The 24,786-nt window shown below is 58.7% G+C and carries 35 protein-coding genes; 21 read left to right on the top strand and 14 right to left on the bottom strand.

Annotation, left to right across the window (positions count from 1 at the left end; all coding sequences use genetic code 11):
- Nucleotides 1–3: 3 nt before the first annotated feature.
- On the bottom strand, nt 4–495 hold the full coding sequence (locus JZX87_RS14030) for a hypothetical protein (protein WP_206826294.1): 492 nt from the start codon (nt 493–495) through the stop codon (nt 4–6).
- Nucleotides 496–696: 201 nt separating this feature from the next.
- Between JZX87_RS14030 and JZX87_RS14035 the strand changes: the two genes are divergently transcribed.
- Nucleotides 697–963 (top strand): hypothetical protein, encoded by a 267-nt coding sequence (locus JZX87_RS14035; RefSeq protein ID WP_206826296.1) that lies wholly within the window; start codon nt 697–699, stop codon nt 961–963.
- 5 nt (nt 964–968) lie between these two features.
- Here the strand turns inward: JZX87_RS14035 and JZX87_RS31785 are convergent, their stop codons facing one another.
- Nucleotides 969–1,232, bottom strand: coding sequence for a helix-turn-helix domain-containing protein (locus JZX87_RS31785; RefSeq protein WP_353654196.1), 264 nt, complete (start codon nt 1,230–1,232; stop codon nt 969–971).
- On the opposite strand from JZX87_RS31785, the gene JZX87_RS14045 reads away from it, so the two are divergent.
- On the top strand, nt 1,156–1,872 hold the full coding sequence (locus tag JZX87_RS14045) for a S24 family peptidase (RefSeq protein WP_206826300.1): 717 nt from the start codon (nt 1,156–1,158) through the stop codon (nt 1,870–1,872). The two genes, JZX87_RS31785 and JZX87_RS14045, sit on opposite strands and share 77 nt — an antisense overlap.
- A gap of 8 nt (nt 1,873–1,880) precedes the next feature.
- Entirely contained in the window at nt 1,881–2,702 is an 822-nt protein-coding gene (gene tcmP / locus JZX87_RS14050; protein ID WP_206826302.1) for a three-Cys-motif partner protein TcmP, read from the top strand.
- Here tcmP and JZX87_RS14055 read toward each other — a convergent pair.
- Nucleotides 2,699–3,448: a DUF5131 family protein gene (locus JZX87_RS14055; protein WP_206826304.1), complete on the bottom strand. Its 750-nt coding sequence runs from the start codon at nt 3,446–3,448 to the stop codon at nt 2,699–2,701. The two genes, tcmP and JZX87_RS14055, sit on opposite strands and share 4 nt — an antisense overlap.
- 210 nt (nt 3,449–3,658) lie before the next feature.
- Between JZX87_RS14055 and JZX87_RS14060 the strand changes: the two genes are divergently transcribed.
- The 17 genes from JZX87_RS14060 to JZX87_RS14140 all read left to right on the top strand — a co-directional run bounded on the left by JZX87_RS14060 (nt 3,659) and on the right by JZX87_RS14140 (nt 13,734).
- On the top strand, nt 3,659–3,889 hold the full coding sequence (locus JZX87_RS14060; protein WP_206826306.1) for a hypothetical protein: 231 nt from the start codon (nt 3,659–3,661) through the stop codon (nt 3,887–3,889).
- 11 nt (nt 3,890–3,900) lie between these two features.
- On the top strand, nt 3,901–4,479 hold the full coding sequence (locus JZX87_RS14065) for a hypothetical protein (RefSeq protein ID WP_206826308.1): 579 nt from the start codon (nt 3,901–3,903) through the stop codon (nt 4,477–4,479).
- 2 nt (nt 4,480–4,481) lie between these two features.
- Nucleotides 4,482–5,171 carry a hypothetical protein gene (locus tag JZX87_RS14070; RefSeq protein WP_210349045.1) on the top strand — a complete coding sequence of 230 codons (690 nt, stop codon included), beginning with the start codon at nt 4,482–4,484 and terminating at the stop codon, nt 5,169–5,171.
- Nucleotides 5,168–5,317 carry a hypothetical protein gene (locus JZX87_RS14075; protein ID WP_206826309.1) on the top strand — a complete coding sequence of 50 codons (150 nt, stop codon included), beginning with the start codon at nt 5,168–5,170 and terminating at the stop codon, nt 5,315–5,317. Before JZX87_RS14070 ends, JZX87_RS14075 begins: the two co-directional genes overlap by 4 nt.
- On the top strand, nt 5,317–5,658 hold the full coding sequence (locus JZX87_RS14080; RefSeq protein WP_206826310.1) for a hypothetical protein: 342 nt from the start codon (nt 5,317–5,319) through the stop codon (nt 5,656–5,658). The genes JZX87_RS14075 and JZX87_RS14080 overlap by 1 nt, the downstream gene beginning before the upstream one ends.
- Nucleotides 5,658–6,161: a single-stranded DNA-binding protein gene (locus tag JZX87_RS14085; RefSeq protein ID WP_206826311.1), complete on the top strand. Its 504-nt coding sequence runs from the start codon at nt 5,658–5,660 to the stop codon at nt 6,159–6,161. Before JZX87_RS14080 ends, JZX87_RS14085 begins: the two co-directional genes overlap by 1 nt.
- A gap of 12 nt (nt 6,162–6,173) precedes the next feature.
- Nucleotides 6,174–6,530, top strand: coding sequence for a YfdP family phage-associated protein (locus JZX87_RS14090; protein WP_206826312.1), 357 nt, complete (start codon nt 6,174–6,176; stop codon nt 6,528–6,530).
- Between the two features lie 29 nt (nt 6,531–6,559).
- The gene (locus tag JZX87_RS14095; RefSeq protein ID WP_206826313.1) at nt 6,560–7,474 is read left to right on the top strand and encodes a DUF2303 family protein; all 915 of its coding nucleotides are present in this window, start codon (nt 6,560–6,562) and stop codon (nt 7,472–7,474) included.
- A gap of 53 nt (nt 7,475–7,527) precedes the next feature.
- Entirely contained in the window at nt 7,528–8,631 is a 1,104-nt protein-coding gene (gene dnaN, locus JZX87_RS14100) for a DNA polymerase III subunit beta (RefSeq protein ID WP_210349046.1), read from the top strand.
- Nucleotides 8,632–8,641: 10 nt separating this feature from the next.
- Nucleotides 8,642–10,558 (top strand): DNA cytosine methyltransferase, encoded by a 1,917-nt coding sequence (locus JZX87_RS14105; protein ID WP_206826314.1) that lies wholly within the window; start codon nt 8,642–8,644, stop codon nt 10,556–10,558.
- Nucleotides 10,555–10,869: a hypothetical protein gene (locus JZX87_RS14110; protein WP_206826316.1), complete on the top strand. Its 315-nt coding sequence runs from the start codon at nt 10,555–10,557 to the stop codon at nt 10,867–10,869. The genes JZX87_RS14105 and JZX87_RS14110 overlap by 4 nt, the downstream gene beginning before the upstream one ends.
- Nucleotides 10,862–11,092 (top strand): hypothetical protein, encoded by a 231-nt coding sequence (locus tag JZX87_RS14115; protein ID WP_206826318.1) that lies wholly within the window; start codon nt 10,862–10,864, stop codon nt 11,090–11,092. The genes JZX87_RS14110 and JZX87_RS14115 overlap by 8 nt, the downstream gene beginning before the upstream one ends.
- On the top strand, nt 11,089–11,607 hold the full coding sequence (locus JZX87_RS14120) for a hypothetical protein (RefSeq protein ID WP_206826320.1): 519 nt from the start codon (nt 11,089–11,091) through the stop codon (nt 11,605–11,607). Before JZX87_RS14115 ends, JZX87_RS14120 begins: the two co-directional genes overlap by 4 nt.
- Nucleotides 11,604–11,816: a hypothetical protein gene (locus JZX87_RS14125; RefSeq protein ID WP_206826322.1), complete on the top strand. Its 213-nt coding sequence runs from the start codon at nt 11,604–11,606 to the stop codon at nt 11,814–11,816. The genes JZX87_RS14120 and JZX87_RS14125 overlap by 4 nt, the downstream gene beginning before the upstream one ends.
- 88 nt (nt 11,817–11,904) lie before the next feature.
- Nucleotides 11,905–12,381, top strand: a complete 477-nt coding sequence (locus JZX87_RS14130; RefSeq protein ID WP_206826324.1) for an ASCH domain-containing protein — start codon at nt 11,905–11,907, stop codon at nt 12,379–12,381.
- Nucleotides 12,368–12,673, top strand: a complete 306-nt coding sequence (locus JZX87_RS31790) for a helix-turn-helix domain-containing protein (protein WP_206826325.1) — start codon at nt 12,368–12,370, stop codon at nt 12,671–12,673. Before JZX87_RS14130 ends, JZX87_RS31790 begins: the two co-directional genes overlap by 14 nt.
- Nucleotides 12,559–13,734: a tyrosine-type recombinase/integrase gene (locus tag JZX87_RS14140; RefSeq protein WP_206826327.1), complete on the top strand. Its 1,176-nt coding sequence runs from the start codon at nt 12,559–12,561 to the stop codon at nt 13,732–13,734. Before JZX87_RS31790 ends, JZX87_RS14140 begins: the two co-directional genes overlap by 115 nt.
- Before the next feature lie 283 nt (nt 13,735–14,017).
- On the opposite strand, the gene JZX87_RS14145 is transcribed toward JZX87_RS14140, so the two are convergent.
- The 7 genes from JZX87_RS14145 to JZX87_RS14175 all read right to left on the bottom strand — a co-directional run bounded on the left by JZX87_RS14145 (nt 14,018) and on the right by JZX87_RS14175 (nt 19,251).
- Nucleotides 14,018–14,500 (bottom strand): BA14K family protein, encoded by a 483-nt coding sequence (locus tag JZX87_RS14145; protein WP_206826329.1) that lies wholly within the window; start codon nt 14,498–14,500, stop codon nt 14,018–14,020.
- Between the two features lie 116 nt (nt 14,501–14,616).
- Entirely contained in the window at nt 14,617–15,153 is a 537-nt protein-coding gene (locus tag JZX87_RS14150) for a MerR family transcriptional regulator (RefSeq protein WP_206826331.1), read from the bottom strand.
- 332 nt (nt 15,154–15,485) lie between these two features.
- Nucleotides 15,486–15,824 (bottom strand): integration host factor subunit alpha, encoded by a 339-nt coding sequence (locus tag JZX87_RS14155; protein ID WP_139673127.1) that lies wholly within the window; start codon nt 15,822–15,824, stop codon nt 15,486–15,488.
- Nucleotides 15,825–15,942: 118 nt separating this feature from the next.
- Nucleotides 15,943–16,914 (bottom strand): beta-ketoacyl-ACP synthase III, encoded by a 972-nt coding sequence (locus tag JZX87_RS14160; RefSeq protein ID WP_148145325.1) that lies wholly within the window; start codon nt 16,912–16,914, stop codon nt 15,943–15,945.
- A 19-nt stretch (nt 16,915–16,933) separates the two neighbouring features.
- A complete protein-coding gene (gene plsX / locus JZX87_RS14165; RefSeq protein WP_206826334.1) occupies nt 16,934–17,980 on the bottom strand; it encodes a phosphate acyltransferase PlsX in 1,047 nt (348 codons plus the stop codon).
- A gap of 145 nt (nt 17,981–18,125) precedes the next feature.
- Nucleotides 18,126–18,692, bottom strand: coding sequence for a YceD family protein (locus JZX87_RS14170; protein ID WP_206826335.1), 567 nt, complete (start codon nt 18,690–18,692; stop codon nt 18,126–18,128).
- Between the two features lie 19 nt (nt 18,693–18,711).
- Nucleotides 18,712–19,251: a ubiquinol-cytochrome C chaperone family protein gene (locus JZX87_RS14175; RefSeq protein WP_206826336.1), complete on the bottom strand. Its 540-nt coding sequence runs from the start codon at nt 19,249–19,251 to the stop codon at nt 18,712–18,714.
- Between the two features lie 219 nt (nt 19,252–19,470).
- On the opposite strand from JZX87_RS14175, the gene JZX87_RS14180 reads away from it, so the two are divergent.
- A complete protein-coding gene (locus JZX87_RS14180; RefSeq protein ID WP_183685073.1) occupies nt 19,471–19,986 on the top strand; it encodes an outer membrane protein assembly factor BamE domain-containing protein in 516 nt (171 codons plus the stop codon).
- A 72-nt stretch (nt 19,987–20,058) separates the two neighbouring features.
- On the opposite strand, the gene JZX87_RS14185 is transcribed toward JZX87_RS14180, so the two are convergent.
- The 4 genes from JZX87_RS14185 to ribH all read right to left on the bottom strand — a co-directional run bounded on the left by JZX87_RS14185 (nt 20,059) and on the right by ribH (nt 24,560).
- Complete coding sequence (locus JZX87_RS14185) at nt 20,059–22,200, bottom strand: sodium-translocating pyrophosphatase (protein ID WP_183827130.1); 2,142 nt, start codon at nt 22,198–22,200, stop codon at nt 20,059–20,061.
- A gap of 188 nt (nt 22,201–22,388) precedes the next feature.
- Nucleotides 22,389–23,612, bottom strand: coding sequence for an MFS transporter (locus JZX87_RS14190; RefSeq protein WP_183827133.1), 1,224 nt, complete (start codon nt 23,610–23,612; stop codon nt 22,389–22,391).
- Between the two features lie 13 nt (nt 23,613–23,625).
- Entirely contained in the window at nt 23,626–24,099 is a 474-nt protein-coding gene (nusB, locus tag JZX87_RS14195) for a transcription antitermination factor NusB (RefSeq protein WP_206826337.1), read from the bottom strand.
- The gene (gene ribH, locus JZX87_RS14200; RefSeq protein ID WP_112457197.1) at nt 24,099–24,560 is read right to left on the bottom strand and encodes a 6,7-dimethyl-8-ribityllumazine synthase; all 462 of its coding nucleotides are present in this window, start codon (nt 24,558–24,560) and stop codon (nt 24,099–24,101) included. The genes nusB and ribH overlap by 1 nt, the downstream gene beginning before the upstream one ends.
- Nucleotides 24,561–24,786: the final 226 nt, after the last annotated feature.

Raw genomic sequence — 24,786 nt, forward strand, 5'->3', positions numbered from 1 at the left:
AGCCTAGTCCCCGCTTACAACCCGAAGACCAGCCTTCACGCCGCCGGCGGCTTTCACGACAGCCAACGAATTGCGAAGCTGGCGGGCAGCCTCTTCCATCGACGCTGCGGCACGATCGGCAACGGTCGCTTCTGCCGGGGTCATGTGACCATCGGCAAAGGCGAGCGCCATCTGACCTGACAGCTCGGCAAATTCGCGAATGACATCGGCATGGCTCTGCATCACGCAGACGGCGGCTTCGCGCTCTGTTTCCGGATCGGTGAGACGGCGGCCAGTTACTTCGGCCATGACCGAGGTGACGAAGGGAATGCCGCAATCCTCTTCGAGCCGGCGGATCGCATCGATCGGCATCAGGTCGGGCGCCTTTGCGTCGCCCCAGCGTCCGACCTGGCTTTTCGAATAATTGAACTTCTCTTCGATGCGGCGAACGGTTCCGCAAGCCTCGATGAGGTCTCTCTGCGCGGCCTTGATGCGGGGCTGGAATGGATCGTGCATTTCGGGTCCTCGTAAAACGCAAAAAACCTAGTCCCGGCCCGGGACAACGGACCGAAATGTCCCGTGGCGGGACGTGAAAAAAAGGAGGATTGTCAAAGGGTCAGCAGATCAGGGCGGACCGCAGGCCAGAGCAAATGGCCGCCTCCCCGTCTCAGTGCAAAACCGCCGATACTCGGCATACAAACGAGAGGATGAACCACCATGAGCGAAACTGCTCTCAACTCGATGATCGCCAACTTCGCCGTCCTGGAGCAGATTGTCGTCGATCTGACGCATATCGTAAGCCGAGACTTCGACGATGAGCGCCATATGCGCGCCGGCATCGTCGACAACGTCCGCTTCCGGATGGAAAGCCTGCAGCGAAGCCCCAGCCGGGAAGCGCAGTCCCTCGCCTGCATGGCGCTGGAGCATCTCGATCGGCTGGAGCCGAGGATTCTGGGAGAGGCCGGCGATGACAGTCTGCAATAGGCGCTTCATTCCGCGGCCTCTGACGAAACATATCGATCACGCAAAGAGGACAACAGCTTTGCAGCTGGCCCATGAACCTTTCCACCATTCTCCATGCGGGAAATGGTTGATCGGTCCACGCCCAGATATTCGGCAAGTTGGGCTTGCGTCCAATCTAACTTATCACGAAGAGCTTTGATCTCGATGGCGTTCATGACGCAGAATGTGCATAACGCACGCCGCAATGTCAAGGCGAAACGCACATCGCTTTCGTGCTTTTTGCACACCATGGATTACGATGATAGGCCAGACACCGCGAAACGCCTTGAACTCGCACGGATTAAACGTGGGTTTGACGATGCAAAGAAGGCTGCGACTTTCTTCGGATGGAAGTACGACACGTACATCCAGCACGAGAATGGGACGCGTGGCATACATCGGGCAGTTGATAAATACGCTAAAGCCTACAGGGTCACCGCCGGATGGCTGCTCACGGGTGAAGGAACCGGCCCGACGGATGGTCGCCCAGCAACAGAGGTTGGCGTCTATGGCTATGTGGGTGCTGGCGCAGAAATATCACCTTACAACGACTTCGAACACGAACCGTTAGAAGTCGTGGAGATCGATTTTCCCGTGAAGCCCGGCACAGGCGGAGTTATTGTGCGCGGCGACTCCCAAATGCCGATTTTCGAGGATGGAGATCTAGTTGGATATCACCAAGATGGGCAAGACCCCTACTCGCTGCTCGGGCGAATGTGTGTAGTAAGGCTCAACGATGGTCGAATGTTTATAAAGCGACTTGCTCGCGGCTCAAGCGATGGTTTCTTCACGCTCGTTAGTTCGAACGCTCGAGATATCGAGGACGTAGTCGTGGACTGGGCGTCACCCTACAGATTCAAAATACCGCGCGAAGAATGGCGTAACATGTAGGGGGGAGCATGGGTAATCTCGTCAACGGTGACGACGGCTTGCCAGCGGAGGACGTAGGACCATGGGCGAAGCAAAAGCACGATTTTCTCTGTCGCTACATTGATATATCTCGCGGCGCGCGAGGTAAGTTTATTGGCCCAGGAAAGGCCGGAGCGACCTACATCGATGTGTTTTGCGGCCCAGGACGAGCCCTGGTAAGAAAAGGCGAATTCATTGACGGGAGCTGTGTCGCGGCTTGGCGAAAGAGTGTTGAGGGCGGCGCACCGTTCTCCAAAGTTTTTATCGCCGACAAAGACGAAACGCGGCTAAACGCTGCAGCGGAACGCCTCGCCGCGGCAGGCGCTCCTGTCGAGGCATTTGTCGGCGAGGCAGTAGACACGACTAGACTGATAGTGAGCCGCCTTGATGGATATGGCTTACATTTCGCATTCCTCGACCCTTACAACCTTGGCGTTCTCAATTTCGATATATTCAGGACCTTGGCAAAGCGAAAGCGCATGGACATCCTAGTCCACCTAAGCAAGATGGACCTCCAACGCAACCTGGGGAGAAACCTGAGAGCTGACGCATCTGCTTTCGATGCATTCGCGCCTGGCTGGAAGGACGCAATCGATGCTGCGCGAGCACAAAAGGGAATTCGGGTCGAACTTATCAACCACTGGAAATCCCTGGTTGCCAACGTGGGGATCGACGCTTCAGCTGACATGAAGCTTCTCAAAGGAGAGCAGGAGCAGCATTTGTATTGGCTTCTCCTAGTCGCCAGCCACGACCTTGCTCACAAATTCTGGAAGGTCGCCGCTAAAACAGATACCCAAGGCGAACTATTTTAAGCGGCAGCTGCCGGCATTTCATCCCAAGTTCTACCCTTATAGGAGCGGCCGGCGGCCTTTTTGTTCGCTCCCCCCCATTGCTTGAAGAAGAACGCGGAACGGCTCTCAGCGCACATCTCAAATATCTCGTCAATCCAATCCGGGTCCATAGGCCTCGCCTTCGGCCCGGACTCCCCACCTACTATTGCCCATTCGATTCCTTCTAGCCGTCCACCGGCGACAGAACCGATGAGTGGTTCGAAGGAAACAAAGCGTATAGCAGCCGGAACCCGCCTTAAATCATCCAGGCGATGAAGTACTCGGCCATCCTCTACGCTAGTGCCAAGCCAGACGTTAGGTAGAACGTCGAAGCCGTCACTAAGGACGAGCGACATGCGATCGGGACGTTTGGTGAGAATCTGAAAAGTGTGGCGTCGTGTCTGCGCCATCGCAGCCCACACCTTTCTCACAAACTCCACCGGAACGTCGGGGTGGAACAAGTCTGACATCGAGTTAACGAACACGTTACGTGGCCTCGACCATGACGATGGTATAGCTAAAGCTCTCTCGTCTAAATAGAGCTGGCCCGTCCACTTGGCCCGCCCACCCGACTTCCTCGTCAGGCCACGGTATTTATCGACGCCCATAGCCTCAAGGCGAGCCGCCATCCTCATCGCATAGCAGTTCGTGCATCCCGCGCTCATTATGGAGCATCCCGCAACCGGGTTCCACGTTGCGTCGGTCCACTCGATGGATGTGTCAGCCATGATGATTCTCCTAAAGTACCCACTAAAGCCTAAACTAGACCCCTTTAAGGAGAGGTTGATCCGTCAACGACGTTCTCCTCGATCGGCCGCGCACATTCAAAGCCCAATCTGGCTACCCCAGTCAAGAGGTTATGTGCGTTACGCACTTTAGTGGTTGACTTTTAAATGTGCGTATTGCACGTTTATTTCAGTACTCACTGGAGAGCTGGAATGATCCGCTTTGAACCCGCCCCCAAAATCACACAGCCAGTAGGCCGCTGCTTCCGCACGGTAACCGAGCGCATGGCGAATGATATGCGCGAGCTGGCCTTTGCAGGCCAGAACGTTTCCAACGAGACGCTCGCTTCGCGCGGTTATTCCGTCGATGTAGTCAAGCGCATCGGTCCGAAGGCCGTGGCAATGGCCCGTCGACAGTCGACGCGCCAGATTGCGGGGGCTTAGTCATGAGAAGCATGGCAAAAATCACCCCGACCAAGAATCCGGACCGATTAGGGATTGAACCAATTTCCGTCCGTAACGGTGCCAAGGCGCTCCTGCTTTCCTCCTTCGACGAAAACCGATCCTTTCCCTCGGCCATCCATGACCGTGCAGAAAGCAGAAATGCCGATCGATATCTGCGCGTCCCGCGAGGCAGCCTCCCATCGTCTGGAATCTACACTCACGGTGGCGACACCATCACCATATCGGATCCCTCTAAGGACGCCTTGACGGTACCAACTGTCCAGAATGGACTTATATTTGATTTTACCAGTGGTGCAGCCGTCGAAGATGCTCCTCTGGATGGTATCAGTGTAGCCAGGATGCGCTCCAATAATCACAAAGAGCGACACGAAGGCCGACACTCCCCATTTCCTTATGCTCATGACGCTCACCTCCAACTCAAGACACATCCTTCAGCAAGATACCCTGCCTCGAAGGATATTGTCGATCTTTTGGGGGAACGCGTTGCTATCCATAACCGCGCGCTGTCCTATCTGCTGTCCGCTGCGGTCGTCTTCGCCATCGCCTTTTATGCCGCGACGAAGGTGTGACTATGAACGCACCTGTCGCCATCCCCCAGCTTTGCAGCAAACCCGTCTGGAGCTTTAATTCCGACGGTACAGTGTTCGACCTCGCGACGCCGGCGCCCTTAAGCGTTTGCTTTCTGGAAGTTGCCAAAGGCCTTTCAGGCATCAATCGCTTCAACGGCCGTGGCATCTCGGTTGCGCAGCATTCCGTCATGGGCGCCAAGGCGGTCATTAACGAGCGCGGCACCAACCTTGAAGCCGCGCTCTTCCTCCTGCACGACGCGCATGAATGGGCTCTCGGCGACATCGTCCGCCCTGTGCAGAAGTTGTTGTCGCTACATCTCGCCCGCGCTTTCAGCTCTCAGCACGCCGCCGCGTTTGAGCAGGCTCTCGAAGGCCTGAAATCTCGTTGGGATGAGGCCGTTTATTCGGCTGCGAACCTGCCTCTGCCCGAATTCTGGACAGCGCGGCAGAGGCGCGTCGTGAAGGCCATGGATGACCGCATGTGCCGGGCCGAGGCGATGGATCTGTTCGGCGCGCGCGCAGCCACTCAATTCCCGGATTCCGAGCGACCGAAGACAGTTGGGGCGATCCGAATATGGGGTCCGGGGAAATCCGAAGAAGAGTTTCTGGCGCTTCTCCATCACCTGGCCGGCCCGGAGACCATCGCGCAGCATTCAGCCGCCGCGATATCCGCAAGGAGGGCTCGCGCATGAGCACGATTTTCCGCGTCCATTTTGAGGACGGAACCAAGATGAACATTCCGGCCAAGGACAGCGTCTCGGCCACTAAGCATGCGAAGCGCGCCGATGACGGCATCATCACCAAGGCGAAGCTCGTTCGCGAGAAGGAGCGCGCGTGATGGAAATCAGCGTTACCCCGATCAAGACCTTCCCTGTTTCTGGCCGCAAGATCTGCCTGACGGATGAAGGCGGCACTCTGACCGGCGGCGTCCGCAAGGATTACAGCCCGCTCGAGCGCTCCTTCACCTCCGGCGCGGTCGCGCTCGTTGATGCTGACGGCAGCGCCGCTGTCGATCCGGTCGACTTCGTGGCCGTCATGGAATTCTGCGAACGGATCATCGAAGGTGATCAGCGCGCCGCAACGCAGGCTGGAGCAATACTGATGCTCGCCACCGCCTTCGTCGGCGTCGTGATCAGCTGGCCGGTCACCGCCGAACCGTCATCGACGGAGGCTGCGTGATGGCCGGCTCAGTCAACAAGGTGATCCTCATCGGCCATTGCGGAGCCGATCCCGAAATCCGTCGCACGCAGGATGGCAAACCAATCGCCACCATTCGCCTCGCGACTTCGGAGACCTGGCGCGACAAGAACAGCGGCGAGCGACGCGAAAAGACCGAATGGCACTCCGTCGTCATCTTCAATGAAGGTCTCTGCAAGGTCGTCGAGCAGTACGTCAAGAAAGGCTCGAAGATCTACGTCGAGGGCCAGCTGCAGACGCGCAAGTGGCAGGACAACCAGGGCAACGACCGATACTCGACCGAGATCGTGCTGCAGGGTTTCAACGCCTCTTTGCAGCTGCTCGATCGCGCTCAGGGCTCCGGTTACCAGCAGGGCGGCAATGGCGCCGAAGACTACGGCTACGACCCGGACCGCGCCGCCGGCTCATCCTCAGGCTCGCAACGATCTTCGTCTTCCACCGGCGGCACGCGCTCGCAGGACCTCGACGACGACATCCCTTTTTAACGGAGAGAGAAGATGAAACTTATTCGCGACGTGCAGTCCCTCATGGGAATGCTGGAAGGCGGGGAGCTGAACGACGAAGCGTCGACGCAGCTCGCCGAGGTCTTGCAGAAGCTCTACGACCTGTCCAACGACCGGCCGAAAACGACCTTCAAGGGCGAGATCAACATCAAGATCAAGCTGGCCGTGAAGGACGGCATGGTCGAGATCGACGCGGAACTTGCGCCGCCGAAGCTGCCGAAGCTGGCTCGCAAGACGTCGGTCTACTGGGTCGTCGAAGGCGGCCGGCTGTCGACCGAGCATCCCCAGCAAAACGACATGTTTGGCGGTCCGCGCGAGATCGATCGCGGACGCTCCACCCTCACCTCCTGATCACTCTCCAGCCCTGAAGGAAAATCCTCGTGGACCAGCTATCCGAAACCGCCGTCAAGGCCATTGCCGACCTCGCCCACCAGGCCGACGTCGTCACCATCAATATCGATCCCCCGGAAGTAGCCGGCCTTCCGAAGTCCATTCCGATCCTTCTGGATTCGACCAACGGCCAAGCGCGCAGCGTAAAGTCTTTGTTCGACGAATGGAGACAGAAGCCGGATCGCAAGGTCGGCACGGCAATCGTCAACACGCTCGAAAGCTTCATTGACCTCGTCGACCGGCATAAGACCGAGCACAGCGCGATCTTTGCCGATATCGACTGGAAGAAGCCGTCACTGACCGGCGTCATCGACTATCACGACATCGCCAGCGACGGTCCCGCAAACAACGGCAAGCATCGGGTGCACTACCCGTTCCCGCTTTCCGAGGAGTGGCAGACTTGGGTGAAGTTCAACGGCGAGCCCATGGGCCAGTCTGAATTCGCCGAGTTCATCGAGGACCGGATCGCCGAACTTGCCACCCCGCACGAAGCGGAAGAAATCGACTGGAAGGAAAAACTCGGCGGCCGCGTCGCTCACCCGAACGAGATCTTCACCCTTTCCCGCGGTCTGAAGGTCAACGCCGAAACCCGCGTGGTCAACCAGGTGACGCTCGCTTCCGGCGAGGCACAGATCACCTTCGAGGAAGAACACAAGGACCAGAACGGCCAGAAGCTGAACGTTCCGAGCCTCTTCATCATCAGGTTGCCGCCGTTCTTCCGCGGCGAGGCTGTCCGCATTCCCGTGCGTCTTCGCTACCGCGTCAAAGCTGGCGCCCTCGTCTGGTTCTACCAGCTGTACCGACCCGATCAGTACATCACCGAGGAAGTCGAGCGTTCGCTTTTGCGCGCCGAGGCAGCGACCGAGCTGCCCACCTTCCAGGGCAAGCCGGAAATGTCTGCCTGACACCCGCCGGGCGGCGCCCCGCGCGCCGCCTCTCACCTCTATCGGGGATTATCATGTTCACCGCCAAAAAATCCGCCATTGTTGACGCCCTGAAACTGGTCGGCCACGTCGTCGAGCGGCGCAACACGATCCCGATCCTTCAAAACGTCCTGATCGAGAACGCTGGCAGTGGCCAGCTCGCCGCTCGCGTCACTGATCTCGACACCGAAGCAACCGTCCCCTTCAAGGCTGACGTCGATGCTTCGTTCAAGCCTTTCACCGTGCCTGCTCACCTCCTGAGCGATATCGTCCGCAAACTGCCGGACGGCGCGGATCTGGCAGTGACGGCAGACGACGACGCCCTGGGCGCTATCACCGTGAAATCCGGCCGGTCGAAGTTCAGGCTGCAGGTTCTGCCCGCAACCGACTTTCCGTCGATGGCAGCGGGCGAGCTACCGTTCGTTGTCGAGATGCCGTCGCAGGCACTGGCCAAGGCCATATCCGGCGTGAGCTTTGCCATCTCGACGGAAGAGACCCGCTATTACCTGAACGGCATCTATTTCCATGCGGCAGAGGGTGGCATCAAGCTTGTGGCGACCGACGGGCACCGCCTGGCCAAGCAATTCGTCCGCGTCGAAAACGCGCCGCAGGACATGCCGGGCATCATCATCCCGAAGAAAACCGTCGAGACCGTCGCAAAGCATCTGCCAAAAGACGGAAACGTCATCTTGCAGATTTCGGACGCCAAGATCCGGCTGATCATCGGCGATATGGTTCTTCTTTCGAAGCTGATCGACGGCACCTTTCCCGAATATCAGCGGGTCATCCCGCCTCATGAGCAATTCGTCGAGATCGAAGGCAAGCCATTAGCCGCGGCGATAAGCCGGGTGTCGACGGTCTCATCGAGCGGCCGCGCCATCAAGCTCACCTTTGCCGAGCAGATGCTGAAACTCGCCGTCAACAACCCGGACGCCGGCAATGCCGAAGACTACGTGGCATTCGAGGGCGAGATCGAGCTCGAGACCGGCTTCAACGGAAAATACATGACGGACGCCCTCGACCAGCTGGGCGAAGGCACGGTGCGCGTCCTGCTCGGAGATCCGGGCTCGCCGGCCATCTTCCGCGCCGACGGCGACCACGCTGAAAACCTTATCGTCCTGATGCCGATGCGGGTGTGAGGAGCGATCGATGATACAGACATCTTCTCCATTAATCGTCGACAGTTTTGCAGGTGGCGGCGGCGCTTCTACCGGCATCGAGATGGCACTTGGCCGTTCCCCTGACATCGCCATCAACCACAATGCCGATGCGCTGGCGCTGCACGCTGCAAACCATCCCCATACGCTGCACCTGTCGGAGAACATTTTCAAGGTCGATCCGCTCGACCACGTCGCCGGCAAGCATGTCGGCCTCGCCTGGTTCTCTCCAGACTGCAAGCACTTCTCCAAGGCCAAGGGCGGCAAGCCGGTCGAGAGAAACATCCGCGACCTAGCATGGGTAATCGTCCTATGGGCGCAGCGCGCCAAGCCTGACGTGATCATCATGGAGAACGTCGAGGAATGGAAGGAATGGGGTCCGCTCATCGAAACAGAGCGCGGCCTGATGCCTTGCCCCGCCAGTCGCGGCCAGACTTTCCAGAAGTGGTGCAAGGCCATGAAGGCCGCTGGCTACAAGCTCCAGCATCGTGAATTGCGCGCCTGCGACTATGGCGCGCCTACGATCCGCAAGCGCCTCTTCGTTGTCGCCCGCCGAGATGGTCAGCCCATCGTCTGGCCGGAGCCGACACACGGCTCGCCGACGGATCGCGATGTCATCGCCGGTCGCAAGCAGCCTTGGCGGACGGCAGCCGAGATCATTGACTGGTCGCTGCCTTGCCCCTCGATCTTCGATACCGCCAACGAAATCATGCAGAAGCATGGCCTTCGTGCGATCCGTCCGCTGGCTGATGCTACGATGGCGCGTGTGGCACGCGGTACGAAACGCTACGTTCTCGATGCGACGAGGCCGTTCATCGTCAACCTGACGCATGGCGTTCGAACCGAAGATGTTGACCGGCCATTTAATACGATCACGGGCGCGAACCGTGGCGAAAAGGCTGTCATCTCGCCTTCCATCACCCGCTTCAACACCGGTGCGACCGGGTCGGCCATGGATGAGCCCGCACCGACAGTCACGGCCAACAGCTACATCAAGAAGCCTGGGGGTGCGGCACCCCTCGGCATGATCGCTCCTAGTCTGATGAGCATGAAGGGCAGCGACCGACGCGACAGCGCGGCAAACGCTCCACACCCGACCGTATTGGCAGGTGGCGGCCATTCTGCAGTCATCGTCCCGACGCTGGTAGGGTGCGGCGGTCGCGCTGGACAGAGCCGGCCGCGTGGCGCCGACGAACCTATGGCAACGGTTACCGCCAAGGCGGACGTCTGCACTGCCGCCGTCTTCGTCGCGCAGCACAACAACGACAGCCGTCGGGTCGGTGGTGTCAATCCCGGCCGCGCTGCGGACGAACCGATGTCAACAGTGACCGCGACCGGCGCGCAGCAGGGCGTCGTCTCGGCTTTCGTATCCCGGCAGTTCGGCGCGAGCATCGGCCATGGCGTCGACGAGCCGTCGGCAACGGTCACCGCCGGCGTCAATAAGTCGGCTCTCATCGCACCCTTCATGCAGGCATATTATGGCACTGGCGACGGCGGCGAAGAAGACCAGCCTTGCCGGACCATCACCACCAAGGACCGCCACGGCCATGTAGAGGCATCACTAGTTGCGCCGCCTTTCACACCTGACCAACATGACCGCGCCCGAGAGGTTGCCGCGTTCCTCCGCTCCTACGGCTTCTGGGATGATCGCGAGTTCGTCACACTGACCATAGGCGAGGCTGAGTTCGTCATCGTCGATATTGGCATGCGCATGCTGACCCCGCGCGAGCTTTACTCGGCTCAGGGCTTCCCGGCCGACTACAAGATTGATGCGGACGCCAATGGCAGGCCGTTCCCCAAGAACGTCCAGGTGTCGTGCGTCGGCAACTCGGTATCGCCGCCGGTCGCGGCAGCTCTTGTCGCCGCCAATTGCCAGCATCTCATCGAATACAAGGAGGCCGCAGAATGAAACTTACCCATCAGCAGAAACTCGCTGCCCTCGCCTATCGCTTCTACCAGGGAGCCTCGTGGGAACCGAAGGCGGAGGATTATTACACGACGAGCCGTGCGGATCTCGAAGTCTACCAGGTTGTGTCGGTCGAGAACGGTGTCGTGAGGACACGCTTTACCGAAGGCTCGGACACGGTTTCGGAATGGCCTCTGGATGGATTTCTCACCGAAGGGTTCGGCCCGAAGCGCGTCTTCATCCCACCTTTTATTTTTGATGCCTACCCATCGCACCAGACGCAAATGACGGGGGAGGGCCAGGGCAATGGCTGAGCACCCTGACGATATCGCCGTAGACCGCTTTGTTGCCGCCATGAAGGCGAAGCTCGCGAAGAAGCGAGACGAGGGCTATTCCGGCTGGGAAGACCCTGAACAGTGCACCATGCTGCGGCTCCTCCGCCTCCTTGAAAATCACATCCACAAGGGCGACCCGGTCGATGTCAGCAACATCGCCATGATGATCCACCAACGCGCAATGATGGGACTGGTCGAATGAGCAAGCTATACCGCAAAAAGCCTGTCGTTATCGAAGCGGTCCTCTGGACAGGTCAGAATGTGCTGGAGGTCTATTCCTTCATGCGCGGCGCTCCGACGCTCGATAGCTCCGTAGCCCAGGACAAGTGGTTCGATTTCGAGAACATCCACACCGGCAAGGACTGGCACATCAAAACGCTTGAGGATGGTCCGAACGGCGAGGCAAAGCACGTCGCCAGCGTTGGAGACTGGATCATCAAAGGCGTTCAGGGCGAGTTTTATCCCTGCAAGCCCGACATTTTCGATGTCACCTATGAGCCTGCCGAAAACCCATCATCCCAATCGAGGGAGGTGGGATCGACCCTATCCGTCTGGTCAGGTTGGGACCAAAGCAACCTGCCGTGGTCTCAGGTGAAGCACCAGGATGCGGTTTGCCGTGCCGTGTTCGGGCCATCATGGGCGATGGAAGATGCCACTGCCCTGATCGGATTTATCGAACGAACATGGCCGCGAGAACCGACGGGGCCGCAGCCATGAGAATTCTCTCCAAAGAGCGCGGCTATTTTCGTGGCACCCACAAAGGGGCGACGATCGAGATTGAGCGCGACCACGATTACCCACAGCACAAATTCTACATCCGCGTTCGCTGGAAGGATGGCGGGCACCTTTACGACGGCTACTCGCCGGAAGGCGTCAACACCATGGCAGAGGCGAAACGCGAAGCAATCCGAGGAGCCTGCCTATGACGCATCGCCTTCGCAACTCGATAGCAATCTTCGCCGGCTCGATCGCCATGTGGTTCGGGGCGATGCTCTTCTTCTGGAGGATCTGGCTGTGACATTCCGGTCCGACCTCCCGAAACTTGCCCTATCGATTCGGCAGCCTTGGGCGTGGGCCATCCTTCACGCCGGCAAGCCTGTCGAGAACCGCGATTGGAGACCCGCGAACCCCGGCCTCAAATTTCGCGGCCGCGTCTGCATCCATGCCTCGGCCGGGATGACCCGGGACGAATACTCCGATGCTCGGCGGTTCATCTGGAGCCTTGGCGTCAACGAAGTGCCGATGCTCGCGGAACTGCAGCGCGGCGGTATTGTCGGCGTCACGACGATCGTCGATGTTGTCTCCGACCTCGACAGTCCGTGGTTTTTCGGCCCGAAGGGCTTGGTTCTGCAGGACTCTGAAGCCGTCGACTTCATCCCGGCCAAAGGCGCACTCGGCTTTTTCGACTGGAGGCAGAGACTTGTCGATAGCGGAGACCCGATCCCGCGGCCGCCCCTAAATCAGAGGGGTTTGTTCGATGACGGACCATGACCTGCTTACACCCGCCCAGGCGGCCGAGATGCTGACGATCAGCGTCAAGGTCTTGCGCGAACACGTCGATGCAGGCGAGATTGCCTTCATTCCGAAGGGCAGCGGCAAGAAAAGGCCGCGGATGGCCTTCGACCGCAAAGATATTCTCGACTTCATCAATCGCCGCAGGATGCGAAAATGTCCGTCTATAAGCCCAAAAACTCGCCGTATTACCAATTTGACTTCCAACGTGGCGGTAATCGGTTTTCTGGAACGACGGGAAAAACTTCTCGAAGAGAAGCGGAAAAAGTAGAACGCGACGAGAAGGAAAAGGCCAACAAACAGATCGAGGCCGCCAAGAATGCCACCGGCGGCCCACTCACCATAAACGCGGCTGCTGACCGATACTGGCTGGAAAAGGGTCAGCTACACGCGAATGCCGACACCACATCAACCGACCTCGCCAGGCTCGTAACCTATTTCGGCCCCAATACCCTGCTGAACGACATTACGGACTCTCACGTTGCGACACTGGTGCAGTGGCGTAGATCCCAGACCGCATGGGGGCGAGCGGAGACGGCAGACGGGAAGCCGATGAAGTTCGTGTCTGCCGCGACCGTCAATCGATCGACGGTGCTGGTTCTCAAAAAGCTTTTCACAAGGGCAAAAAAAACGTGGAAATACTCGTTTCCGCAAGAACCCGACTGGCGAGAGCACTTCCTTCAGGAACCCGGTGAGCGAATTCGAGAGGTCCACGATCAGGAAGCCCGAGCTATCGATATTCACATGCGACCGGACTACGCGCCGGTCTTCGCTTTCGCCCGGGCAACCGGTCTTCGCCTTGATGAGTGCCTGATCGAATGGCCCATGGTCAACTGGCAGACGGGGTGGATCGTGAGAACAGGGAAAGGCGGGCGCCTCGTAAAGACGGCGATCACCAGCAAGGTCCGGGACATCCTGCGGCCACTGATAGGCCATCACCCGCGAGCCGTATTCACTTACCAGGCGCAGCGCGCTCGGAAATCCGACGCTTCCTACAAGGGCGACGGCGAGGCTCGCGTCCGCGGCGATCGGTACCCTGTCACATATTCCGGCTTGAAGACGCAGTGGAAGCAATTGCGCAAGGATGCCGGCCTCGTCGACCTGCGTTTTCACGACTTCCGACACGACGTGGGCACCAAGCTCTTGCGGGCAACCGGAAACCTGAAAACCGTTCAGAAAGTCCTCAACCACGCGGACCTCAAGACCACGACACGCTACGCCCATGTGTTGGATGAAGAGGTCGCGGCAGCCATGGAAGACTTGCACAAGGCGCAGCCAGCTGGTAGCAAAGTCCCGAAAAAGTCCCGAACACCGAAGCGTGGTGCCGCGTAAACCACTGCTGTGGTTGGGGAATTCGGGATTTGCGTATTTTCCTGGGGGTCAAGGGGTCGTGGGTTCGAATCCCGCCATTCCGACCAATTATCCCCCATTTAGAATCAGTTGGATTTTTCTCTCTTGCGCTTCGCACGATGGCATCGTCGAATGGCGGGTTGTTGCGTTGTCCGCCTACCTCAACAACGGCTCTTCCCGGCAAATCGCAACTCCTTTCAACCCGATAAAAAATGCCGCCCCGTTGGACGGAGCGGCATCGGTAATCGCGGAAAGATCAAGCACCTTAACGATAGGGCGAATAGCACTGCTGGCGGGGACCATTATAGGGCTGGAAGGTGTTGTCATATGTTCGATATGAACGATAGCGAGCATAGCACCAGTTCACGTGGCTGTTGCCGCCGACATAACGGCGCTCCGGCGGAGCGTAGCGAGGCGCGGCCAGTGCGCCGCCAATGATAGCACCGGCAGCAAGCCCGCCAATGATCGCACCTGCATTAGAGCCGCCGTGATGGCGATGATGACGCCAGCGGCGGTCACTGTAATACCGGCGATCATCACGCCAGCGACGGTCGTCACGCCAGCGGCGATCGGAATAACGTGGTCCATAACGTCGCCAGTCATGACGGCCTTCACGCCATTGAACCTTCTCAACCTGCTGTGAGGCTTGAACCGAAGGGGCGCTTACCATCGGAAATGCATTGGCCGGTACAACGCCGGTCAATGCGGTAACCGCGGACACCAGGATAATTGCAAGTTTCTTCTTCATTTCATTCTCCTCGGAATGTCTCCCTGAGGTAAATGATCTGATTTACGTGCTGAACCAGAGGTGAACGATCAAATTCGAGTGATCACATATAGTTGTAGTGACCTGCGCCAGTTGATTCAGCGCACCTGATCGAGCAGCCGCTTGCATTCCAACAGGTCGAACAGCGCTTCTTGCAGCAAGGCGCGATCCTCCTTGCCCACACTCGACTTTCCAATCGACACTTCCGGAGTGCCGTCGTCGCCGGACAAACCGAAGCCAAAAAAGCGACCGCTGGGCTTTACTTTCGGCCGCCCCAGAACCTGATCTTCCTCGGTAGCTCCAACTTTGGGCTCAGCATGTTTTTCGCTATTTGAGGCAATGATCGCGTCCATGGTGGCTACATCGCCCGAAGCGATAGCCGCGACGAACTTGTTGCCATTCGTCTTCAGGAGCTTCTGCACGCCCTTGATCGTATAACCGTGATCGTAGAGGAGATGACGGATGCCTTTTAGCAGCTCGACGTCCTCAGGCCGGTAATAACGACGACCACCGCCACGCTTCATTGGCTTGATCTGCGTGAAACGGGTTTCCCAGAAGCGCAGAACGTGCTGCGGCAGATCGAGATCATCTGCGACTTCGCTGATCGTGCGGAATGCATCCGGGCTCTTGTCCACGCTCAAACCTCCAAACAGCGGCCGTGAAGCCGACCCAAGCCACGCCAACTCGCTTCAGATCTGACGCGAGAACGACCGGGTGACGATTCATAATTCTGGTATCGCATGCCGATTCCGGCTTTCGTGACGATGCGACAGACTACGCTCGGATTCCCACTTATCTCAATGGGTTGAGAGCAAGGATTCAAGCATGTTCACAGGAATGAGATAAAATAGGGGCTCGCGCAGAGCGTTTCCGCTTTTCTTCAAAACGCTAAATCGCTCTATCTCTTTATCTTGACGCAATTCCGGACGGAAGACCCGTGCCTAGTTTGGCTTGAATTGCTTCAAGCTCAGGCGACCGGAGCCGCAGACTTCTGCTTGGCCTTGCGGCTGGTATGGGACTTCAAGATCCGTTGCTTCAGGACATTGGAAGCCTTGAAGGTCATGACCCGACGCGGAGAAATCGGCACTTCCTCGCCGGTCTTCGGGTTGCGTCCGATACGCTCGTTTTTCGAGCGGACCTGGAAGGTCGCGAAGGAGGAAAGCTTCACGACCTCGCCGCGAATGATCGCGTTGCAGATCTCATCTATTACTGTCTCTACGAGCTCCGCCGACTCAGTCCGGGAGAGCCCAACCTTGCGAAATACCGATTCCGCCAAGTCTGCACGCGTCACTGTCTTTCCGGCCATGATCCCCGCCCAGTTTGCAAATTGATCTCGTCAAAGCCACACAAGACTATTTTGCTTGGCGATCAGGGTCAAGCACCTGTCGCCAATCAGTTATTTGTTCCGGAAGGCCGTGGTATTCCTACCAGCGAACGAGAACAGAACCCCAGGTAAATCCACCGCCCATCGCTTCGAGCATCACCAGATCGCCCTTCTTGATCCGGCCGTCCGAAAGCGCCACTGAAAGTGCCAGCGGGATCGATGCGGCGGACGTGTTTCCGTGAAGATCCACAGTCACGACAACTTTTTCCGGCGGAATGCCGAGCTTTTTGGCAGACGCATCAATGATACGGCGGTTGGCCTGATGCGGGACAAGCCAGTCGATATCCTCGGCTGTTGTTCCAGTCGCTTCGAACGCGCCTTCGATAACGTCCGTGATCATGCCGACAGCGTGCTTGAAGACCTCGCGGCCTTCCATGCGCAGGTGGCCAACCGTTCCGGTCGAGGACGGGCCACCATCGACATAGAGTTTTTCCTTGTGGGAGCCATCAGAGCGCAGCTTGGCCGTCAGGATGCCACGATCACTCATGGTCCCCTCGCCTTCCTGGGCCTCGAGCACGAGTGCGCCCGCACCGTCGCCGAACAGAACGCAAGTCGTGCGATCTTTCCAGTCTAGGATACGCGAGAAGGTCTCAGCGCCGATTACCAGCGCGCGGCGTGCCATGCCGCCGCGAATATGCAGATCGGCCGTCGCCATCGCATAGACAAAACCGGTACAGACGGCCTGCATGTCGAAGGCATAACCGTGTTCCATACCGAGACGGCGCTGGATGTCGACAGCCGTTGCCGGGAACGTGTTGTCCGGCGTCGAGGTCGCAACCAGGATGAGATCGATGTCGTCCGTTGTCAGGCCGGCATTGTCGAGCGCTGCGCGTGCAGCCTGCTCTCCGAGCGAGGCCGTGGTTTCGCCTTCGCCAGCGATATAACGCTGCGTGATGCCGGTGCGCTGGACGATCCATTCGTCGGTCGTATCGACGATGTCTTCCAACTCACGATTGGTCACTACCCGTTTCGGGAGCGCTGCCCCATAACCGCGAACTACTGATCGGATCATTCTCAATCACATCCTGTCGTCATGCAGCTTCAGGACCAGCCGGAGGCTGATGCTTGGCATGATAAAGTGTCAAATCCTGCGCGATCTTCGCGTTCAGGTCGTTGCGCGCCATGTCATAAGCGACATCGATCGCCGCGGCAAAACCATCGGCAGTGGTGCCGCCATGGCTTTTGATAACGATGCCGTTAAGGCCAAGGAATACGCCGCCATTGACCTTGTTCGGATCCATCTTCTCACGCAGCCGGTCAAACGCGGGTTTAGCCAAAAGATAGCCGATCTTGGCAAGTAATGTGCGGGACATCGATTCGCGAAGCAGCGTCGCGATCTGCTTGGCAGTGCCTTCAGCTGTCTTCAGCGCGATATTTCCGGTGAAACCTTCAGTGACGACCACGTCGACCGTACCCTTGCCGATATCGTTTCCTTCGACAAATCCGTGGTAGGCGATCGTCGGAAGGTTAGCCTCGCGCAGTAACCGGCCGGCTTCCTTGACTTCTTCCTGTCCCTTCACCTCTTCAACGCCGACATTGAGAAGGCCAACCGTCGGGCGGTCGATCTCGAACAGGGCGCGCGCCATGGCGCCGCCCATCAAAGCGAAATCGAGAAGCTGCTGGCTGTCAGCACCAATCGTCGCCCCAATATCCAAAACAATGCTTTCGCCTTTGAGGGTTGGCCAGATGCCGGCGATTGCCGGGCGCTCGATATTGGCCATCGTCCTCAGACAGAACTTGGCCATGGCCATCAGGGCGCCGGTGTTTCCAGCAGAAACGCAGACATCCGCCTCTCCGAGTTTCACCGCCTCGATGGAGCGCCACATGGATGAAACGTAACGGCCGCGCCGCAGAGCTGCGCTCGGTTTTTCGTCCATGGAGACGGCGACTTCGCACTCGTGAAAAATCGAGCGGTCGCGCAGTTTCGGATACTTGGCCAGCAACGGCTCGCATTCGGCCTTCAACCCATAGATGATGAAGGTCGCCTCGGGGTGCCGTTCGAGAGCCTTTGCAGTACCGGGTATGACAACCTCGGGACCGAAATCACCCCCCATGGCATCCACAGAAATTCTGATCACGCGTATCTGATCCTTATCTTCGACCGAACGGACCGGCCATTAAACCCGTCCAGCGGTCGTCGCCGGCGTTCCGGCCATGCTCATGCTTGGCCCTGTCGGCGAAATCGTGGCCAAAATATAGTTTTCGCCGCCGCTTACAACAGGCCTAGTCTTTTTTCCAGTCCTTGAGCGCCGCGAACGGGTTCGGCCGATCGCTCTTGGCATCAGCCGTGCTCTCGATATGGTCCGAAAACTCGACGCCCTGCTTGCGCGGATAGGGATCGATCGCCAGTGCCGCAAACTCGGTGATCGCCTCGCCGATATCGATCGTGTCTCCGGCGAATTCCTCAGGAAGATCGGGACCGTCCGGATCAAGCACCATCTCGGCCGCGTCCTTGGCGACGACGCGAGAGAGCTTGGATCCCTCGGGAACGAATATCTGCTCGAAATCTTCGTTGATGCGCGATTCGACCGGCTCCAGCGTCAGCACGCAGGCCTGGACGATCTCGGCCTCGACGCGCCCCTTGACGCGCACACCGTCCTTCTTCCAGCGCGACAGATAGACTTCCGCCTGCAGCGACTTCACCTCCAGAACCTGCCATATCTCGGCAAGATCCTTGCGCTCACGGTCATCGGCAGACACCTTGACTGTAACGGCATTGGACGAAATGTTTCCGACTTTGACCGGATAGGAGAATGGCGGCTTTCCCGCCGAATTGTTGTCGTTTTTCATCTTTCCTCACTTTCCCGTTTCAGCCGGCCAAGGGCTGCGGGATAACCGCGTTGCCGCGGGCGATATCGTCTTCCGGCGTTACAGCGAGATGCCGCTCCGCCTCGGCCATCCATGCGGCCAGCCGCGCCATATCAGGCGCAGACTGGTTTTCCGGATATATGTTGCGGGCAAGGCCTTTCGCCAGCTCTCCAAGATCGCCCGCATCGAGCGCCTTGGCATAGGTCCCCAGCCGCCCGTAAAACATGCCGGCGAGTTTTTTCATGCGTTTGGGAACGCCTTGATCACCGATCCCGAGCTCGCGGATCGAATGGTCGAGATCCTGGAAAAACGCATCCACAATTTCCTGCGCCAGTTCCTGCCCGCTGGTCGGAGACTTCGCGGTCCGGCGAAAAAACAGGATCATTGTGATCGACAGCATTTCGTAGCGGCCCATGACCGTGTCGGGCACACCAAGATCGGTGTAGAACACAGGCGCGCGGGCAGCCGAGGTAAGGGCCGCATATTGCCGGTCGACAATGACCCGATTGTGTTTTTTCTTTTTGAACAGCCCGAAGATCATCGATAAGTCCCGCGAATGTCCGGGCCCAATGTTGCATGGAGACGAAAGCTGGTTTACCGAAGCAGGCGCGAATTGCAATGCCGTTCGGCCGGGGCCGCAGACGGGATGCGTTCGATCCGTAAAAGGTTTGGCATTGCAGGGTTCTCTTCCCCGGAATAGCCACAATGGTGATGAACAGCAGAAGTCCGGTCTCAAGCGCCGGTCTCGTTTACCTGGGGGATCCCGTTGAAGAAGCGGACTGTCGAGTACGGTATGAATTTTCTGAATAAAACCGCCATCAGCCTTGTGCTTGTCGCTTCTGTCACCGCCGCTGGCTGCACGTCGATGGATATCGGCGACACCATGTATAACGGCTACGTGATCGACCAGAAGTCGCTTGCCCTGATCCCGGAAGGTTCGAGCCGCGAACAGGTGCTGCTGACGATGGGCACGCCATCGACAACGGCGACCTTCGATTCGGAAGTGCTCTACTACATTTCACAGAAGCGCGAGCGCGCCGCCGCCTTCATGAAGCCGAAGCTGGTCGAGCAGTCGGTTCTCGCCATCTACCTCAACAAGGAAGGCGTTGTCGCGCGCAAGGCGAACTACACGCTCCAGGACGGCAAGGTATTCGACACGATCTCGCGCACCACGCCAACCGGCGGTCGCGACCTGACCTTCCTGCAGCAAATCCTCTCCGGCGGCTCCGGCCCTGGTGCGGGTGCGGCGGCAATGCGCAGCCTGCTCAGCAACTAAACAATCATCGAATGCACAGAAGCCCGCGGATCGCTCCGCGGGCTTCTTTCATTTGTAGAGGTGGCAGGCAGTTCAGCCAGCGAGGATCGCCAGCAGCAGCAAGGCCACGATATTGGTGATCTTGATGGCCGGATTGACCGCGGGGCCTGCCGTATCCTTGTAGGGATCACCGACCGTATCACCGGTGACCGAGGCCTTGTGGGCATCGGAGCCCTTCAGGTGGCGCTGGCCGTCCTTGTCGACGAAACCGTCCTCGAAGCTCTTCTTGGCATTGTCCCACGCACCGCCGCCCGAGGTCATCGAGATGGCGACGAAGAGGCCGTTGACGATCACGCCGAGAAGCGAGGCTCCGAGGGCAGCAAAAGCCGAGGCCTTGTCGCCACCGGAGATCAGCAGAACGCCGAAATAGACGACGATGGGAGCGAGGACCGGAAGCAGCGACGGAATAATCATTTCGCGGATAGCGGCACGCGTCAGAATATCGACCGCACGACCGTAGTCCGGCCGATCGGTACCCTGCATGATACCCGGCTTCTCGCGGAACTGACGGCGAACCTCTTCGACGATCGAGCTTGCTGCCTTGCCCACGGCGGTCATGGCAATACCGCCGAACAGGTAGGGAATAAGACCACCGAAGATCAGACCAGCGACGACGTAAGGATTGGCAAGGCTGAACGAGATCGGCCCCACCCCTTCGAAATAAGGATATTGCTGCGGATTGGCGGCAAAATACTGCAGGTCGTTGGAATAAGCCGCAAACAATACGAGTGCACCAAGACCGGCAGAACCGATGGCGTAACCCTTGGTGACCGCCTTGGTGGTGTTGCCGACGGCATCGAGCGCGTCGGTCGACTTGCGAACTTCCGGCGGCAGATGAGACATTTCGGCGATACCGCCTGCATTGTCGGTGACCGGACCGAAAGCATCGAGCGCGACGATCATGCCAGCAAGGCCGAGCATGGCGGTCACGGCAATACCGGTGCCGAAAAGGCCACCCAGCTGATAGGTAGCGATGATGCCGCCGACGATGACGATTGCCGGAAGCGCCGTCGATTCGAGCGAGACAGCGAGACCCTGGATGACGTTTGTACCGTGACCGGTGACCGACGCCTGGGCAATCGAATTGACCGGGCGTTTGTTGGTGCCGGTATAGTATTCGGTGATAACGACGATCAGAGCCGTGACGACGAGACCGACAAGACCGCAGACAAAAAGGCTGGTGCCGGTGATTTCCTTGCCGGCAACGGTGCCGATCACACCCCAGCCGACCGTCATCGACGTGGCAATGGCGAGGCCAAAAATGGACAAGACTCCGGTTGCGATCAGCCCCTTGTAGAGAGCCCCCATGATCGAGCCGTTGCTGCCGAGCTTGACGAAGAAGGTGCCGATGATCGACGTGACGATGCAGACTCCGCAAATGGCCAGCGGATAGAGCATCGCCGATTCGAGCACCGGAGCGCCGGCAAAGAAGATCGCGGCAAGCACCATGGTCGCAACGACCGACACCGCATAGGTCTCGAACAGGTCGGCCGCCATGCCGGCGCAATCGCCGACATTGTCGCCGACGTTATCGGCAATCGTTGCCGGGTTGCGCGGATCGTCTTCGGGAATGCCGGCCTCGACCTTGCCCACAAGGTCGCCACCGACATCGGCACCCTTGGTGAAGATACCGCCGCCGAGACGAGCGAAGATCGAGATGAGCGAAGCGCCGAAGCCGAGCGCGACAAGCGCGTCAACGACCTCACGAGAGCTGCTTGCGTGGCCGAGGCCTGCGGTCAGCACCCAGTAATAAATGGAGACACCGAGAAGTGCGAGACCGGCAACCAGCATGCCGGTGATCGCCCCCGATTTGAAGGCGATATCTAGCCCCGCGGCAAGGCTGTGCGAAGACGCTTGCGCCGTACGAACATTGGCCCGGACGGAAACATGCATGCCAATAAAACCTGCAGCGCCGGACAGTACCGCGCCGATTATAAAGCCCAAGGCAGCCGTGCCGGACAGAAGCAGCCATGCAAGAATGGCAACGACGACGCCGACTGCGGCAATCGTCATGTACTGGCGCGTCAGATAGGCTTGAGCCCCTTCACGGATATAGCCAGCAATTTCCTGCATGCGTTCATTGCCCTGGTCGGCGGCCATTACGGAACGCGTCGCCCACACGGCATAGATGATCGACAGCAGACCGCAGACGATCACACCCAAAATGACTGTCATACTATTTTCCTCTCCCTGATCGCCGGGACGAAAAATCCCGGCTGCGCACTTCCCTGCGGATGCTCTCCCCTCCCAAGGAAGCGTTTCCGCCATGCGAAGCGAGATTGCGGTGGAGATGAAATGACGTCAAGCCCTGCGGGGACAAGGGCTCAAATGGACGCAGGTTGTAATATGAGTTAACACTCGCCTTACAGCGACTTCGCCGAAGAGCGCCTGAACAGCAGGGCGGCGATCAAAAGAAGGCAGATCACCGCAACCGGCCAGATCACCATATTGATGAAAGACCAGCCCCAGGTGACGAAGACCTTGCCTGAGGAGAATGACGACAATGCCACCGTGCCGAACAGCACGATATCGTGAAACCCCTGAACCTTGTCGGCTTCATGCGGCCTATAGCTGGATGCGACAATCGCGGTCGACCCGATGAAGCCGAAATTCCAGCCGATGCCGAGCAGGACAAGCGCGCCCCAGAAATTCCAGAGCTCGATGCCGAGATGCGCGACGACGGCGCAGCCCATCATCACGAAAATGCCGATTGCAACGACCTTTTCCGCACCGAAGCGGGAGATCAGCGAGCCGGTGATAAAACTCGGGCCGAACATGGCAAGCACATGCCACTGGATGCCAAGAGTCGCCATTTCGGGCGGGAAACCGCAACCGATCACCATGGCAAGCGGCGCCCCAGTCATGACGAAGGTCATCAGCGCATAGATGCAGATGCCGCAGATCATGCCGGTTAGAAAGCGCTGCGTCAGCACGATCTCTTTCAGCGGCCGTGCCGGCTCAGAGCTTTGGGGGGCCGTCTTCGTCTGCGGAAGCTTCAGAAAGGAGAATATGCCGATCCCCGCGAGGCAGAGCGGAATGAGCGCGATGAAGGCTCCCGCAAAGGTCACCGGGGCAAACAAGTCCTTCGCCCAGATGACGATTTGGGGGCCGAGAACCGCCGAGACTATGCCCGCGCCGAGAATCCAGGAAATCGCCTTGGGCTTGTAGGAGGACGGCGAAGCATCTGCGGCGGCAAAGCGGATTTTTTGCGTAAAGCCGGAGGACGTGCCGATGAACAGAAGCGCCAGGGCGAAGAGCCAGAAGCTCTCGCGAAAAAGTGCGATCGCGGCGAAAGCACCGCCGGCAGCCCCGATCAGGCAACCGGCCATGAAGGCTTCACGGCGACCGAGAAAGCGCGACAGAATGGCGATGACGACTGCGCCGCAGGCCGTGCCGACATTGAAGGCGGTGATGGGGGCCGTGGCGAGAGACTTATCGTCGCCGAGCAACTGATATCCGGCAAGCGAGCCGATTGCGATCGAAAGAGGCGCTGCGGATCCAAGGATTGCCTGGCTTACCGCAAGCAATGCGACGTTGCGGCGGGCGGCGCGCATTTGCGTCTGAAGGCCGTCCACCACACCGTCCATGTCTGCCTACCTGTTACTTCTTGTCGCCACGAACCTGTTTGGCAATCCGATCGAGAACCGCATTGACGATGCGCGGCTCGTCTTCCTCGAAGAAGGCGCGTGCGATCTCGACATATTCGGTAACAATGACCGGAACCGGTACGTCCTTGCGCTCGAGGATCTCGAACGTGCCGGCACGCAGAATGGCGCGGAGCGTCGAATCGAGACGCGAGAGCGGCCAGTCTTCCTGCAGCGAGGAGCGCACGATCGGGTCGATCTTGGTCTGGTCGCGCACGACGCCGGAGACGATCGAGCGGAACCAGGACGGGTCGGCCTTGAGATACGTGTCGCCGTCGAGTTCCTGGCCCAGGCGATGGGCCTCATATTCAGCCACGACCTCAAGCACACCCGTACCACCGATATCCATCTGGTAGAGCGCCTGTACGGCAGCGAGGCGGGCTGCACCGCGCTGGTTGACCGGCTTGACCTGCTTTTCTTCGTTAGACATCAGCGTGCACCGTTCAGCTTTTCGCGCACGGCGATCATTGTCAGTGCTGCACGGGCTGCAAAGCCGCCCTTGTCCTTGTCCGAACGGCGCACACGCGCCCAGGCCTGATCATCGTTCTCAACGGTCATGATGCCGTTGCCGATGGCAAGCGATTCCGAGACGGCAAGATCCATCAATGCGCGCGAGGATTCATTGGAAACGATATCGAAGTGATAGGTCTCGCCGCGGATGACCATGCCGAGGGCGACGAAACCGTCATATTCGGTGCCGCCGTTTTCGGAAGCGTCGAGCGCCATGGCGATCGTCGGCGGAATTTCCAGCGCACCGGGAACGGTAATTACATCGTAGGTCGCTCCCGCCTCCTTGAGTGCCGAAGTTGCACCGTCAAGCAGGGCATCGGCCATATCATCATAGAAGCGAGCCTCTACGATCAGGATGTGTGGAGCGGTTTCGAGCGACATGGATCACCTTAAGATACGTGTATTCGGTCCGGCAAGTGGCGGACTTCTAGCATGGGCGCGGTCAAAACACGCCCGGAGGCGCTTGGCAAGCGATTTTGCGGGAACGAGGCCTGCATGCCGGGAATAGGATCGTCTCAAGACGCTCCACAATACTTAATCAATCCCGGTTCGGATCATCTCCATAGCCAGTAATTAATTATCTGTTAAACTAAGCAGACAAAGCGTA

It is taken from the genome of Agrobacterium sp. Ap1 (assembly GCF_017313375.1).
Classification (GTDB): Bacteria; Pseudomonadota; Alphaproteobacteria; order Rhizobiales; family Rhizobiaceae; genus Neorhizobium; species Neorhizobium cellulosilyticum.

Excerpts from the sequence above, each read along its gene's own strand:
- JZX87_RS14125 (WP_206826322.1), top strand. The coding sequence starts at position 11,604 with ATGAGAATTCTCTCCAAAGAGCGCGGCTATTTTCGTGGCACCCACAAA.
- JZX87_RS14070 (WP_210349045.1), top strand. The coding sequence starts at position 4,482 with ATGAACGCACCTGTCGCCATCCCCCAGCTTTGCAGCAAACCCGTCTGG.
- JZX87_RS14110 (WP_206826316.1), top strand. The coding sequence starts at position 10,555 with ATGAAACTTACCCATCAGCAGAAACTCGCTGCCCTCGCCTATCGCTTC.
- JZX87_RS14190 (WP_183827133.1), bottom strand. The coding sequence starts at position 23,612 with ATGGACGGTGTGGTGGACGGCCTTCAGACGCAAATGCGCGCCGCCCGC.
- JZX87_RS14060 (WP_206826306.1), top strand. The coding sequence starts at position 3,659 with ATGATCCGCTTTGAACCCGCCCCCAAAATCACACAGCCAGTAGGCCGC.
- nusB (WP_206826337.1), bottom strand. The coding sequence starts at position 24,099 with ATGTCTAACGAAGAAAAGCAGGTCAAGCCGGTCAACCAGCGCGGTGCA.
- JZX87_RS14185 (WP_183827130.1), bottom strand. The coding sequence starts at position 22,200 with ATGACAGTCATTTTGGGTGTGATCGTCTGCGGTCTGCTGTCGATCATC.
- JZX87_RS31785 (WP_353654196.1), bottom strand. The coding sequence starts at position 1,232 with ATGGTGTGCAAAAAGCACGAAAGCGATGTGCGTTTCGCCTTGACATTG.
- JZX87_RS14115 (WP_206826318.1), top strand. The coding sequence starts at position 10,862 with ATGGCTGAGCACCCTGACGATATCGCCGTAGACCGCTTTGTTGCCGCC.
- JZX87_RS14075 (WP_206826309.1), top strand. The coding sequence starts at position 5,168 with ATGAGCACGATTTTCCGCGTCCATTTTGAGGACGGAACCAAGATGAAC.
- JZX87_RS14035 (WP_206826296.1), top strand. The coding sequence starts at position 697 with ATGAGCGAAACTGCTCTCAACTCGATGATCGCCAACTTCGCCGTCCTG.
- JZX87_RS14055 (WP_206826304.1), bottom strand. The coding sequence starts at position 3,448 with ATGGCTGACACATCCATCGAGTGGACCGACGCAACGTGGAACCCGGTT.
- JZX87_RS14045 (WP_206826300.1), top strand. The coding sequence starts at position 1,156 with ATGACGCAGAATGTGCATAACGCACGCCGCAATGTCAAGGCGAAACGC.
- JZX87_RS14120 (WP_206826320.1), top strand. The coding sequence starts at position 11,089 with ATGAGCAAGCTATACCGCAAAAAGCCTGTCGTTATCGAAGCGGTCCTC.
- JZX87_RS14145 (WP_206826329.1), bottom strand. The coding sequence starts at position 14,500 with ATGAAGAAGAAACTTGCAATTATCCTGGTGTCCGCGGTTACCGCATTG.
- JZX87_RS14175 (WP_206826336.1), bottom strand. The coding sequence starts at position 19,251 with ATGATCTTCGGGCTGTTCAAAAAGAAAAAACACAATCGGGTCATTGTC.
- JZX87_RS14155 (WP_139673127.1), bottom strand. The coding sequence starts at position 15,824 with ATGGCCGGAAAGACAGTGACGCGTGCAGACTTGGCGGAATCGGTATTT.
- JZX87_RS14085 (WP_206826311.1), top strand. The coding sequence starts at position 5,658 with ATGGCCGGCTCAGTCAACAAGGTGATCCTCATCGGCCATTGCGGAGCC.
- JZX87_RS14170 (WP_206826335.1), bottom strand. The coding sequence starts at position 18,692 with ATGAAAAACGACAACAATTCGGCGGGAAAGCCGCCATTCTCCTATCCG.
- JZX87_RS14080 (WP_206826310.1), top strand. The coding sequence starts at position 5,317 with ATGGAAATCAGCGTTACCCCGATCAAGACCTTCCCTGTTTCTGGCCGC.
- tcmP (WP_206826302.1), top strand. The coding sequence starts at position 1,881 with ATGGGTAATCTCGTCAACGGTGACGACGGCTTGCCAGCGGAGGACGTA.
- dnaN (WP_210349046.1), top strand. The coding sequence starts at position 7,528 with ATGTTCACCGCCAAAAAATCCGCCATTGTTGACGCCCTGAAACTGGTC.
- JZX87_RS14160 (WP_148145325.1), bottom strand. The coding sequence starts at position 16,914 with ATGATCCGATCAGTAGTTCGCGGTTATGGGGCAGCGCTCCCGAAACGG.
- JZX87_RS14140 (WP_206826327.1), top strand. The coding sequence starts at position 12,559 with ATGTCCGTCTATAAGCCCAAAAACTCGCCGTATTACCAATTTGACTTC.
- JZX87_RS14065 (WP_206826308.1), top strand. The coding sequence starts at position 3,901 with ATGGCAAAAATCACCCCGACCAAGAATCCGGACCGATTAGGGATTGAA.
- JZX87_RS14030 (WP_206826294.1), bottom strand. The coding sequence starts at position 495 with ATGCACGATCCATTCCAGCCCCGCATCAAGGCCGCGCAGAGAGACCTC.
- ribH (WP_112457197.1), bottom strand. The coding sequence starts at position 24,560 with ATGTCGCTCGAAACCGCTCCACACATCCTGATCGTAGAGGCTCGCTTC.
- JZX87_RS14105 (WP_206826314.1), top strand. The coding sequence starts at position 8,642 with ATGATACAGACATCTTCTCCATTAATCGTCGACAGTTTTGCAGGTGGC.
- JZX87_RS14090 (WP_206826312.1), top strand. The coding sequence starts at position 6,174 with ATGAAACTTATTCGCGACGTGCAGTCCCTCATGGGAATGCTGGAAGGC.
- JZX87_RS31790 (WP_206826325.1), top strand. The coding sequence starts at position 12,368 with ATGACGGACCATGACCTGCTTACACCCGCCCAGGCGGCCGAGATGCTG.